Annotated in this window: 9 protein-coding genes; 5 read left to right on the top strand and 4 right to left on the bottom strand. The window is 72.8% G+C overall.

The annotated features are described in order from the left end of the window. Window positions 1-463: 463 nt before the first annotated feature. Both ACFYOP_RS33640 and ptsP read left to right on the top strand, forming a co-directional pair. Entirely contained in the window at window positions 464-913 is a 450-nt protein-coding gene (locus tag ACFYOP_RS33640) for a PTS glucose transporter subunit IIA (RefSeq protein WP_356899637.1), read from the top strand. A 74-nt stretch (window positions 914-987) separates the two neighbouring features. After that, window positions 988-2,658: a phosphoenolpyruvate--protein phosphotransferase gene (gene ptsP, locus ACFYOP_RS33635; protein ID WP_356899636.1), complete on the top strand. Its 1,671-nt coding sequence runs from the start codon at window positions 988-990 to the stop codon at window positions 2,656-2,658. A 78-nt stretch (window positions 2,659-2,736) separates the two neighbouring features. Here the strand turns inward: ptsP and ACFYOP_RS33630 are convergent, their stop codons facing one another. Continuing rightward, window positions 2,737-3,687: a hypothetical protein gene (locus tag ACFYOP_RS33630; protein WP_356899635.1), complete on the bottom strand. Its 951-nt coding sequence runs from the start codon at window positions 3,685-3,687 to the stop codon at window positions 2,737-2,739. A 25-nt stretch (window positions 3,688-3,712) separates the two neighbouring features. Further along, entirely contained in the window at window positions 3,713-4,984 is a 1,272-nt protein-coding gene (locus ACFYOP_RS33625; RefSeq protein WP_356899634.1) for an MFS transporter, read from the bottom strand. A gap of 48 nt (window positions 4,985-5,032) precedes the next feature. Between ACFYOP_RS33625 and ACFYOP_RS33620 the strand changes: the two genes are divergently transcribed. Continuing rightward, on the top strand, window positions 5,033-6,352 hold the full coding sequence (locus tag ACFYOP_RS33620) for an aminotransferase class I/II-fold pyridoxal phosphate-dependent enzyme (protein ID WP_356899633.1): 1,320 nt from the start codon (window positions 5,033-5,035) through the stop codon (window positions 6,350-6,352). Window positions 6,353-6,372: 20 nt separating this feature from the next. Here ACFYOP_RS33620 and ACFYOP_RS33615 read toward each other — a convergent pair whose 3' ends face one another. Then, window positions 6,373-8,355, bottom strand: a complete 1,983-nt coding sequence (locus tag ACFYOP_RS33615) for an acetoacetate--CoA ligase (RefSeq protein ID WP_356899632.1) — start codon at window positions 8,353-8,355, stop codon at window positions 6,373-6,375. Window positions 8,356-8,570: 215 nt separating this feature from the next. Here ACFYOP_RS33615 and ACFYOP_RS33610 point away from each other — a divergent pair, with 215 nt between their 5' ends. Continuing rightward, entirely contained in the window at window positions 8,571-10,916 is a 2,346-nt protein-coding gene (locus tag ACFYOP_RS33610) for a TIM-barrel domain-containing protein (RefSeq protein WP_356899631.1), read from the top strand. 34 nt (window positions 10,917-10,950) lie between these two features. Here the strand turns inward: ACFYOP_RS33610 and ACFYOP_RS33605 are convergent, their stop codons facing one another. Then, window positions 10,951-11,562, bottom strand: coding sequence for an NUDIX domain-containing protein (locus tag ACFYOP_RS33605; protein ID WP_356899630.1), 612 nt, complete (start codon window positions 11,560-11,562; stop codon window positions 10,951-10,953). Here ACFYOP_RS33605 and ACFYOP_RS33600 point away from each other — a divergent pair. After that, window positions 11,561-12,376 (top strand): M15 family metallopeptidase, encoded by an 816-nt coding sequence (locus tag ACFYOP_RS33600; protein ID WP_356899629.1) that lies wholly within the window; start codon window positions 11,561-11,563, stop codon window positions 12,374-12,376. The genes ACFYOP_RS33605 and ACFYOP_RS33600 overlap by 2 nt on opposite strands. Window positions 12,377-12,455 lie beyond the last annotated feature (79 nt).

The following is a 12,455-nucleotide window of genomic DNA, read 5'->3' as shown; positions in this document are numbered from 1 at the left end:
AGGAACCTCGACCATCCGAAGATGGACGGGGTATCAACATATCTGGCGTTGATTTTTGGCACACTGTTGAGTTCTCAAGGAACGGACGCTTCCTTCAGGCCCTTCTCAAGGGGCCCTCCGGGCGCTTCCCTTCGGTGTTTCAAACACTACCAGGCTTTCTGGGCCCTCCTGACCACCACCCTGCGGGCACCCTGAGGGCGCGCAGTGGTTTAGACCAGTTAGGATCTCGGCTTGATAAGCGCTCCGCCGACCTTCGACTCGTTGTCGCGTTGGGGTCAGGCAGGGCTACGACAGTACAGCTGAACCGGCATCCGGCGCAAATCGTTTCCGGTGCTCCCCTAGGTCTGTCAACTGGTAGAAGCCGGACGGAACTAGGACTTCTCATGACCTACTCTTCAGAACAGCGCGTCGTCCGCGACCTGCGGTGGCGGCGCCGTACGAATCTCCGCCCCTGGGAGGCTCCATGACCACAGTGACGTCCCCTCTTGCCGGCCGGGCCATCGGACTCGCCGCTGTGCCCGATCCGGTGTTCTCCGGTGCGATGGTCGGCCCCGGGACAGCGATCGATCCCGTGCGTGAGCCGTCGGAGGCGCTCTCTCCCGTCGACGGGATCATCGTGTCCCTGCACCCTCACGCCTTCGTGGTCGTGGACGCCGAAGGGCACGGTGTGCTGACGCATCTGGGTATCGACACCGTCCAGCTGAACGGCGAGGGCTTCGAGCTCCTCGTCAACAAGGGCGACACCGTGCAGCGGGGGCAGGCCGTGGTCCGCTGGGACCCGGCGGCCGTCGAGGCCGCCGGGAAGTCCGCCATCTGCCCGGTCGTGGCGCTCGAGGCCACCCCCGACGCCCTGTCCGACGTCCGCGAGGACGGCGACGTGAAGGCCGGCGAGAGCCTCTTCGGCTGGCAGTGACCCGCCGGCGTCGGTGACGGCGAGTCCGACAACCATCGCGGCGGCTGAGCCGCCGCCCAATCGGAGACGGTGAAATGGAGACAACGCTGCGAGGCGTCGGCGTGAGCCACGGGGTGGCGATCGGCGAGGTGCGGCACATGGGCACGGCGGTTCTCGAGCCGCCGGCCAAGCAGAACCCCACGCAGGACGCGGAGCGCGAACAGGGGCGCGCCCGCCAGGCCGTGGAGGCGGTGGCGGCCGACCTGGTCGCCCGGGGCAATCTGGCGGGCGGCGAGGCGCAGGCCGTGCTCGAGGCGCAGGCCATGATGGCGCAGGACCCGGAGCTCATGGCCGACGTCGATCGCCGTGTCGCCGTCGGCAGCACGGCCGAGCGCGCGGTGTACGACGCGTTCGCGGCCTACCGTGCGCTGCTGGCCGGCGCCGGGGAGTATCTGGCCGGGCGGGTCGCCGACCTGGACGACGTACGGAACCGGATCGTGGCACGGCTGCTGGGGGTGCCGATGCCGGGTGTGCCGGACAGCGACGAGCCGTATGTACTGATCGCGCGGGACCTCGCGCCGGCCGACACGGCGCTGCTGGATCCGGCCCTGGTGCTCGGGTTCGTCACGGAGGAGGGCGGGCCCACGAGTCACAGCGCCATTCTGGCGCGGGCTCTCGGGGTGCCCGCGGTGGTCGCTCTCCCCGGAGCGGGTGAGCTCGCCGAGGGCACTCTGGTCGCGGTCGACGGCAGCACGGGAGAGATCTTCGTGGAGCCGAGCGACGAGAAGCGTGCGCAGATGGAGCGGGCCGCGGCGGAGCGGAGGGCGGCCCTGTCGGCGTCCACCGGACCGGGCGCCACGTCGGACGGGCACAAGGTGCCGCTGCTGGCGAACGTCGGAGGGCCCGCGGACGTGCCGGCCGCCGTGGACGCCGGCGCCGAGGGCGTCGGGCTGTTCCGTACGGAGTTCCTGTTCCTCGACGACAGCAAGCAGGCGCCGTCGGAGGAGAAGCAGGTCGAGGCGTACCGGAAGGTGCTCGAGGCGTTTCCCGAGGGCCGGGTGGTCGTGCGGGTGCTGGACGCGGGCGCGGACAAGCCGCTCGACTTCCTGACGCCCGCCGACGAGCCGAACCCGGCGCTGGGTGTGCGAGGGCTGCGTTCGCTGCTCGATCATCCGGAGGTGCTGCGGACGCAGCTCTCCGCGCTGTCGAAGGCCGCGCGGGGGCTGCCCGTTTACCTCGAGGTCATGGCGCCGATGGTGGCGGACCGTACGGACGCCAGGGCGTTCGCCGACGCCTGCCGGCAGGCGGGGCTCGAAGCGAAGTTCGGGGCGATGGTGGAGATCCCGTCCGCCGCGCTGCGGGCACGTTCGATCCTGCAGGAGGTCGAGTTCCTGTCGCTGGGGACCAACGACCTCGCGCAGTACACCTTCGCCGCCGACCGGCAGGTGGGTGCGGTGTCCCGGCTTCAGGACCCGTGGCAGCCCGCGCTGCTCGACCTGGTCGCGCTGTCCGCGGAGGCGGCGAGGGCCGAGGGCAAGAGCTGTGGTGTGTGCGGTGAGGCTGCCGCCGATCCGCTGCTCGCCTGTGTGCTCACCGGTCTCGGTGTGACGTCGCTGTCGATGGGCGCCGCGTCGATCCCGTATGTGCGGTCGACGCTGGCGAAGTACACGCTCGCCCAGTGCGAGCGGGCCGCCGCGGCGGCGCGTGCCGCGGACACCGCGGAGGAGGCCCGGGTGGCCGCGCAGGCGGTGCTGTCCGGCGAGTAGCCGGAGCGTACGGGCCGGGGTGATCGGGCCCGCCGGAGAAGGGGGCTTTCCGCCGGGAGCGGGAAGCCCCCTTCGGCGTCAGTGGTGGTTCTCCGGGTCGTCGGTGGTGAGGGGGAATCCGGCGCAGTACTCGACGCCCGGTTCCGGGGACAGTGGGTCGCCGGTGGCGGCGTCGGTGCAGTAGGCGCTGAACACCTCGCCCGCGGTCAGCGGGTCGAGGCGGCCGTGGTGGAGGCGCCAGCCGTGAAGATGGTCCGGGGTGCCCGGGGCGCTGGTGCGCAGCACCACTCCCCCGGCGCCTTCGAGTGCGATGCCCGCGGCGAGGACGGTGACGAATTCGGTGCCCTCCGTGGCGTCGATCTGTGCGGAGGACGACGGGCCGCCGTGGGCGTGCAGCACGGCGAGGAGCTGTTCGTCGGGGCCGGGGACGCTGCAGACGAGGTGGTGCTCGCCGGGGCCGGCGAGTTCGAGCAGGCGCATCAGGATGCGGGAGGCCCGGTCGAACGCGGCGCTGCCGATGTCCTGGCCGCAGTCGGCGCAGACGCCGAGGTCGGCGAGGAGCAGGGTGGCGTACTCCCAGGTGGCCTGGCGCACGGTCCTGTTGACGAGTTCGGGCAGCAGCGTGGTCAGTAGCTGACCGGTGTAGGGGACGCTGGGGCCGCGGCCGGCGAGTTCGGCGGTGAACCGGCTGCGACCCGCCGGGCCGTCCGCGTCGATGCCCGCTTCCGCGCAGAACTCGGCGAACTCGTCCGGGTCGAAGAGGGCGACGGAGGTGTGCAGTTGCTGGGTGGACAGGGTTTTCAGCAGCCGCTCCGACTGCCTCAGATAGGTCGTGTAGTCGTCGAACGCGAAAGTGCGGTAGCGGCGCATCCGTGTGAAATCCTGTTCGTCGGCGAGGATGCCGACGGTGCTCGGGACTTCTCGGCGCAGGGCGCGCCGCAGTGCCGCGCTGTCGCCGGGCCGCCTGGACGGGCCGGACCGCCGCGACCGCTGCTGTGACTGGTGCTTGGACTGGTTGGTGTTCGCCATGCCGATTCCCCCGGTGAGCTGTCGATCATTCGTGACTCACCGTAGCGGTCGGCACTGACAGTGCCGGTTTCGGCAGTCGGTCGCGGACGAGTCGGCTCTGGGCCAGGCAGACCGTGGAGAGGCCGGCGCCGAACAGGGCCCAGCCGAGCGGGCCGGCGGCGATGGTCGCGGTCATGACGAGTGGGCCGAGGCTGCGTTGGGCGGAATTGGCCAGGCCGTGGACGCCCAGGTAGGCGCCCTGCGCATGCTCGGGCGCCAGGGCGACTGACAGCTCCCATGACGCCGTGGCGTGCAGCATTTCGGCGAATGTCAGGGCGATCGCCGCGACGGTGAGGGTGACCGTCGCGGTCCACGCTCCACCGGTGGTCGACAGGGTGAGCGCGAGGGCGCCCACCGCGAACGCCCCGGCGAGGGGCGCGAGGAGTCGGCGGGCGGCGTGACTGGTGGCGCCGTAGCGGGCGAGCGGGATCTGCAGGGCGACGACCATCACGTTGTTGAGGACCATCAGCAGCGGGGCGAGGCCGTGCGGTGCGTCGGTGGCGTGGACGATCCACAGTGGCAGTCCGACCTTGAAGACCGCGTCGTCGAGCAGCAGGAGCGCCTCGGTCGCGGTGTAGAGGAGGTAGGTGCGGTCGCGCCAGGGGCCGGCCGGTCTTCTGGGCCCGGCGGTGTCGTCGGCGCCTGCCGTGCGGGCGGGGACGGGTGCTTCGCCGCAGCGCACGATGAGGAGGGCCGCGGTGAGGGCAGCGATGCCGTTGCCGACGAGCAGGGCCTGGTAGGCGGGGGTCGTGCCGACGGCGAGGGCGGCCGCGGCCGCGAGGCCTCCGACGGCGAACCCGATGTTGGAGACCGTGCGGTTCACCGCCTGGTAGCGCACCCGTTCGGAGCCCGCGACGCGGGCGGCGTACAGCTTGGTGAGGACGCTGCTGGCGCGGTCGCCGAAGCTGCCTGCCGCCGAGAAGGCGATCAGCAGGAGGTAGTGGTCGGTGGTGAGCAGGCAGAATCCGGCCGCGGCGCGCAGCAGTTGGGTCGCGATCAGGAGGCGGTTGAGGGACATCCGGTCGGCGAGGCGTCCGGCGAGTGGGGCGCCCGCGACGCCGATGCCGGCGGAGACGGCGATGAGGATGCCGACCTCGGCGACGGTCAGGCCGGTGACATGGGTGAAGTAGAGGGCTCCGGTGGCCGCCCAGAGGCCGTTGCCCGTCTTGTCGACGAGCGCCGTCCAGAGCATGCGACGGCCGTCGGGCCCGCCCGGGATGCGTTCTTCGAGTGTGCGTCGGCGCTTCTGCTGACTCACGGTCCCCCCGTCTTGACCCGCATTATGTATTGATACATAATCGCTTACGTGGCAGCACAATATGCGATCTCCGGTACGACCGCCAGCACGATTGCCGCCTCCGTCGAAGGAGCGGTGACCGAAGGGACGTTGAGGCCGGGAGACGCGCTTCCCCCGGTGCGCCGGCTCGCCGAGGACCTGTCGGTCAGCCCGGGCACGGTGGCGACCGCGTACAAGGAGCTGCGGCGCCGCGGGCTCGTCGTCACCCGCGGCCGGTGCGGCACGATCGTGGCGTCGGCCCCGTCGGTCGCCTCACGCCGGCCGCCGAAGGTGCCGCAGGGGCTGCGGGATCTGGCGGGCGGCCATCCCGACCCGGCGTTCCTGCCGGATCCGGTGCAGCCGGGCCGGATCTCGGCCGGTGTCCGCTCGCACCGTGCGACGCCGCGGCTGCCGGAGCTGGAGGAGACGGTCCGGGCCTGGATCGGCGGGGCGGGGGTGCCGGTGGAGCACGTCACCTTCGCGCACGGGGCCCTCGACTGCGTGGCCCGGCTGCTCTCCACGGATCTGCGGCCCGGCGACGCGGTCGCGATGGAGGACCCCGGATATCACCATCTGCTCGACCTGGTGCAGGCGTTGGGGCTGCGGTCGGTGGCCGTGGCCGTGGACGACGAGGGGATGCGGCCGGAGGCGCTCGAGGCGGCGCTGCGGGCGGGTGCGCGGGCCGTCGTGTGCAGCCCCCGCGCGCAGAACCCGTACGGCGGCGCGTTCTCCGCCGCACGGCGGGACGCCCTGGTGGCGGTGGTACGGCGGACGCCGGACGTCCTCGTCATCGAGAACGACCACGCGGCGGACATCGCGGGTGCGCCGCTCCACTCCCTGGCGTCCGGCGGGCTCGCGCGCTGGGCGCACGTGCGGACCGTCACCAAGTTCCTGGGCACGGACCTGCGCTGGGCGGCGGCGGCCTGCGACCCGACGACGCTGGGGCGGCACGACGGGCGGCTGCTGCTGACGTCGGGGTGGATCAGTCATCTGCTGCAGCGCACGGTGCTCGGCCTGATGAACGACGCGGACACGACGGCGCTGGTGTCGCGGGCGTGGACCGCCTACGCCGAGCGGCGCGGCGCTCTGGTGGCCGAGCTGGCCTCACATGGGGTGGCGGCACACGGCGGGAGCGGGATGAATGTGTGGGTGCCGGTCCGGGACGAGTCCGCGGTGGTGAACGGGCTGCGTTCGCGCGGCTGGTGGGTGGCGGCCGGGGCGCGGTTCCGGCTCGCGTCGGCGCCCGGAGTGCGGATCACCACGGCCGGCCTGCTTCCCGCGGACGCGGCCCGGCTGGCCTCGGACTTCGCCGGTGCGCTGGGCGAGTCCGAGACCACGTACGGGGGTTAGCGCCTCCCCCGCGGCGGGGGCTACGGGCGGGTGCGGGTGCGGGCGATGTCCTCGTAGAAGCGGAGCAGTTCGACGTTGTCCACCGAGCCCGGGTTGACCGCCTTGTCGAGCGCGGTGCCCTGGAGGAGACGCTTGACCGGGACCTCGATGCGCTTGCCGGTGAGCGTGTGCGGCACGCCGGGGACCTCGATGATGTCGTCCGGGACGTGGCGCGGGGAGAGGTTCTCGCGGATGGAGCGCTTGATCCCGGTGCGGAGGCCGTCGTCGAGCACGGCGCCCTCGGCGAGGTGGACGAAGAGCGGCATCCAGTAGCCGCCGTCCGGTTCCTCGAGGCCGATGACGAGGGACTCGCGGATCTCCGGGAGGCGTTCGACGACCTCGTAGATGTCGGCGGAGCCCATCCGGACGCCCTGCCGGTTGAGGGTGGAGTCGGAGCGGCCGTGGATGACCACGGAGCCGCGGTCGGTGATGGTGATCCAGTCGCCGTGCCGCCAGACGCCGGGGTACATCTCGAAGTAGCTGTCGCGGTAGCGGCTGCCGTCGGGGTCGTTCCAGAAGCGGATCGGCATCGAGGGCATCGGGTTGGTGACGACCAGTTCCCCGACCTCGCCGATGACGGGCCTGCCCTGCGGGTCCCAGGACTGGAGGTCGGTGCCGAGGCAGGCGGCCTGCAGTTCGCCGATCTCGACCGGGAGGGTGGGCACGGCGCCGGCGAAGCAGCTGCACACGTCCGTACCTCCGCTGACGGAGGCGATCCACAGGTCGTCCGCGACCTCGTCGTGGATCCAGCGGAAGCCGTCCGGGGGCAGCGGGGAGCCGGTGGTGGCGACGCACTCGACGCGGGAGAGGTCGAAGTCGCGCCCCGGGTGGACGTCCGCCTTGGCACAGGCCATGACGTACGCGGCGGAGGTGCCGAACAGGGTGGCCCCGGTGCGCTCCGCGACGCGCCACTGGGCGGCGGTGTCGGGATGGCCGGGGCTGCCGTCGTACAGGACGACGGTGGTGCCGGTGAGCAGGCCGGAGACGAGGAAGTTCCACATCATCCAGCCGGTGGAGGTGTACCAGAAGAGGCGGTCGCCGGGGCCGAGGTCGCAGTGCAGGCCGATCTGCTTGAAGTGTTCGAGCAGGATGCCGCCCTGGGACTGGACGATGGCCTTGGGCAGGCCGGTGGTGCCGGAGGAGTAGAGGACCCACAGCGGGTGGTCGAAGGGAACCTGTTCGAAGACCGGCTCGGCGTCCCCCGAGGTCAGCGCGGACCAGTCGAGGGCGCCTTCGGGGGCGTCGGTGCCGAGCAGCGGGATGTGGACGACCGCGCGCAGGGTGGGCAGTTCGCGGCGGAGCTCGGCGACGGTCTCGGTGCGGTCGTGCTCCTTGCCGCCGTAGCGGTAGCCGTCGACGGTGAAGAGGACGACCGGTTCGACCTGCTGGAAGCGGTCGAGGACACTGCGGGCGCCGAAGTCGGGGGCGCAGGAGGTCCAGACGGCGCCGACGGCGGCCGTGCCCAGCAGCGCGGTGACGGCCTGCGGGATGTTGGGGAGGTAGCCGCTGACGCGGTCGCCGGGGCGTACGCCGAGGGCCCGCAGCTCGGCGGCCAGGGCGCCGACCTGGCGGCGCAGCTCGGCCCAGCTGATCGGTGTCGGCTCATGTGTCTCGTCCACATGCAACAGCGCCGGGTCATGTGCGCGCTCCGGGTCCTCCGCGGTGCGCAGGGCGTGTTCCGCGTAGTTCACGGTGGCGCCGGGGAACCACTGGGCGCCGGGCATGGCGCGGTCGCCGAGCACCCGGTCGTACGGGGTGGAGAAGCGGACCTCGAACCATTCGGCGACCGCCTGCCAGAACGTCTCCAGCTCGTCGACGGACCAGCGGTGCAGTGCCGGGTAGCCGCCCTCGGCGGGCGCGCCGTGGCGTTCGGCGGCCCATGCCTGGAAGCGGGTGACCCGGGCGGCGGCGACGCGGTCGGGATCGGGCTGCCACAGGGGGGCATGGTTCGCTGCTGAGGTCATGGGGCGGCTCCCGGGCTGGCTCTACGCGGTGTGTGCGTGCGCCGCGCACGGGCTGGGGTGTGCGCGGACGCGGCTGACAGGACGATGCCATGTGATCGACGTTCGCACCAGGGCGGACTCCCCATGGTCGGGACGACCGATATGTGGTCCGACCATGGGTGAACGCCAGTTGAACAGAGCACCCCAGCGCGCATCCGGGTGGCAGGGTGAACAGCATGGACGGTCGTGATCTGGTGCGCGCGGTGAGAACTCTCGGTACGGCACAGGGGCTGCGCGCGGCCCGCTCGGCGTGGCGCCGCCGTCGGACCGACGCCGCGTGTCTGCCGCCCCGCGGTGCGGAGCGGGCCAGAGTGCCGGGCCCCGCCGGCGACGCCGAGCCGCTGCCCGGCGGCGGGACCGTGCGCTTCGCCCGCTCGGAGCTGCGGATCCTGGTGACTGTCGGCGGGGCGGTGTTCCGCGGCTGGGACGGCGCGCTGCCGGAGCCCTCGTACGCGCTGGCCGGTGCTCCTCCCGAACCGGACCCTCGGGTGGGTCTCGAGCCGGACAAGGACGGCGGCTGGAAGGTGGTCTCCGAGCGGCTGACCGTCGCGGTCTCGCGGCACGGCGCGGTGGAGATCCGTACGCCGGGCGGCGTTCTGCTCCGGCGTGATCTGCCGCCGCGCTGGTGGGAGCCGGTCGGCGGCGGACCGGCGCGCTGGGTGCAGCGCAGCGAGATCCCGGCGGACGCGCGCCTGTTCGGTCTCGGCGGCCGTGCGTCGGGGCCCCGGCTGCGGGGCGGCTCGTACCGGCTGTGGAACACCGCTCCGCCGCCCGGGTTCGGCCCGGACGACGGTCCCCTGCACATCACGATGCCGGTGCAGACGGTGGTGGCCGACGCGGGCACTCATCTCGCCTTCCACGACAACAGCTGGGACGGCCTGGTCACCGTCCGCGAGGGCGAGGAGGGAGCCGGTTCCGGCCATGACAGGCCCGGCACGGTCGAGCTGCGGATGGACGGCGGTCCGCTGCGCAGCTGGGTGCTGGTGGGGACGCCGGCGCGTGTCCTGAACGGCTGGGCGCAGCTGACGGGCGCGCCCGCGGTGCCGCCGTCCTGGGCGCTGGGCCCGCAGCACCTGAGGCGGACCGGTGGCGAGGAGGAGGTGCGGCGGACCGTGGCGACCCACCGGGAACTGTGCCTTCCGCTGTCGGCCGTCCATGTCGGCGGCGACGTCGACGAGGCCGGTCCGGCCGGTGATCCCGAACGTCTCCCCGGGCTGCCCGCCCTCGCCAAGGATCTACGCGAGGACGGGGTCCGGCTGGTGCGGGCGGTGACTCCGGCGGTGCCCGCCGGACCCGAGGAGGCGCTGTACCGCCACGGCGCCGCCACAGGGCTGTTCGTACGGGACGCGCGGGGTGGTGAGGTGCGGGGCACGGCCGGGCGCGGGGAGTGCGTCTTCCCCGACTTCACGGACCCGCGGGTGCGCGAGTGGTGGGAGGAGCTGTACGGGGAGACGGCCGGGCAGGGCTACTCCGGGGTGTGGCTCGACCGGAACGAGCCGGCGGCCTGCACCTCCTTCGCCGGTCTGACGCTGCCCCGCTCCGCACGGCATGCCCTGGACGGGCGCGGCGGCGACCACCGGGAGGCCCACAACGTGTACGCGCCGGCCATGGCGAGGGCCGCCCATGAGGGACTGCGCCGGCAACGGCCCGACGAGCGGCCCCTGGTGCTCTCCCGTTCCGGCTGGGCGGGCATGCAGCGGTACGGCGGCGCGTGGGCCGGGGACGTCACGACGGGGTGGCCGGGGCTGCGGGCCTCGCTGTCACTGGTGCTGGGGCTGGGGCTGTGCGGCGTGCCGTACTCGGGTGCGGATGTGGGCGGTGACGACAAGGTGCCGGCGGAGCTGTACCTGCGCCGGCTCCAACTGGCGGCGTACCTGCCGCTGTTGCGCACGACGGAGTCCCGGCCGCCCTGGGCGAACGGGCCGCAGGTGACGGCGCACGCGCGGGCCGCCCTGGCGGAGCGCGAGCGGCTGGGCCCCTACTTCATGACCCTGGCGCAGCTGGCGCGGCTCACCGGCGCGCCGTACGTGCGTCCGCTGTGGTGGCGTTCTCCCGGGGACCGCGACCTGCGGAACTGCGAGGACGCGTTCCTGCTGGGCGACGCGCTGCTGGTGGCGCCGGTCCTGGAGCCGGGCACGGACCGGCGCGCGGTACGGCTGCCGCGCGGCCGGTGGTACGACACGGCGTCGGGCCGGCCGTACGAGGGGCCCGGGCAGGTACTGGTGGACGCGCCGCTGTCCCGGATACCGGTGCTGGCGCGGGCGGGGGCGGTGCTGCCGGTGCTCGACGGGAGGGGCGACGGGAGGGACGCGCCGGGCCGCATCGGTCTTGAGGTGTGGGCGCCGGCGGCGGGACGCAGGGGCGGCGGGCTGGTGGTGCGGGACACCGGCGACGGCTGGGACGAGCCGGAGATCGAGCGCTACACGACACGGCTGGCGGGCGGTCGCGTGGTGGTGGAACGGACCATGGACGACGGGGCGGTGGCGGTCGAGGAGCCGGTGCGGGTGCGCGGCCTGGAGTGAAACGGGCCGGGCTCGGCGGCCGCGGGCGCTGTGGCTAACGGCGGTAGGTGGAACGGCCGGCGTCGAAGTGGCCGGGAGCGCCGTGGCCGTAGGCGCCGGCGAACCAGTCGCGGACCGCGGTCGTGTGGAGCGGGAAGGCGAGGTCCGCGGGGGCGTGCAGCAGGTGCCATCCCGCGGTCTCGTCGGTGGGCACGGACCGCGGCAGTTCGGCGGCGGGGCGTCCGGGGAGCAGTCCGAAGACGAGCAGATGCCCGGCCGGGGAGCTGAGGACGTCGGCGAGGCGTACGTCGTCCTGTGACGCCTCGATGCCGGTCTCCTCGCGCAGTTCGCGCACCACCGCGTGCCGCCAGTCCTCGCCGTGGTCGATGAAACCGCCGGGCAGGGCGGTGCCGCCGAGGGCGGGTTCGATGGTGCGGGTGATGACGACGAGCCCGGTGCCGTGCGCGTCGTGGGCGGGCTGGAGGGCGACGGCGACCGGCAGCGGGTTGCGGTAGGCCCGCTCGCCGCAGGCGGGGCAGGTACGGGGCCAGCCGGCGTCGGCACCGTAGGGCGTTCCGCAGCGGGCGCAGTGGGAGTGATGGGGCACGAGCGGACTGTAACCGATCACTCTTTCCCGGCGCGGAGGTTGCTGGTAGACCGGGCGCATGACTCGACTTGGTTCCGCTCTGCGTGTCCTGACCGCCGCGGCCGCCGCGCTGCTTCTCGCCGCCTCGGCGGCGCCCGCCGCCCAGGCCGTTCCCGAGCCGAAGGCGCCGCGGGAGTTCGTGGCGCTGCGCGCCGTGGCGCCGACGATCATCGAGGAGATGCGATACACGACCGGCCACAACTTCGTGGGCGAGCCCGTCGACGGCTACCGGCAGCCGGTGTGCATCGTCACCCGGGCGGCGGCGCGGGCCCTGCGACAGGCCCAGTCCCGGCTGCTGCGGCAGGGGTATTCGCTGAAGGTGTACGACTGCTACCGGCCGCAGCGGGCCGTCGACCACTTCGTGCGGTGGGCGAAGGACCTCGGGGACGAGGCGATGAAGCAGGAGTTCTATCCGCGGGTCGACAAGTCGCTTCTCTTCGCGGACGGTTACATCGCGGAGAAGTCCGGGCACAGCCGCGGCAGCACCGTCGACCTCACGCTCGTGAAGCTGCCTGCGCAGCGCACCCGCCCGTACGTCCCCGGTGAGACCCTCGTGCCGTGCCACGCGCCGCAGGCCGAGCGGTTCCCCGACAGCTCCGTCGACATGGGGACCGGCTACGACTGCTTCGACACCCTGTCGCACACCGACGACCCGCGGATCACCGCCGAGCAGCGCGCCAACCGGGACCTGCTGAGGAGCACGCTGGCCGCGGTGGGGTTCGCGAACCTCCCCGAGGAGTGGTGGCACTTCACGTACCGGCCGGAGCCCTTCCCCGGCACGTACTTCGACTTCCCCGTCGCGGTGCGTTCGGTCGCCGGGCACCGGGCTTCCTAATGTTGTTGTCAAGCGGTCGCCGTCACCGGCGGTGTCACTTCGTAGCGTCGTCGGTCACGGATCAGAGCCCATATGACGT

The sequence above is a fragment of the Streptomyces sp. NPDC006294 genome (assembly GCF_042870895.1).
Classification (GTDB): domain Bacteria; phylum Actinomycetota; class Actinomycetes; order Streptomycetales; family Streptomycetaceae; genus Streptomyces.
The sequence above is the reverse complement of the archived record's forward strand: the minus strand, read 5'-3'. Positions and strand labels throughout refer to the sequence as shown.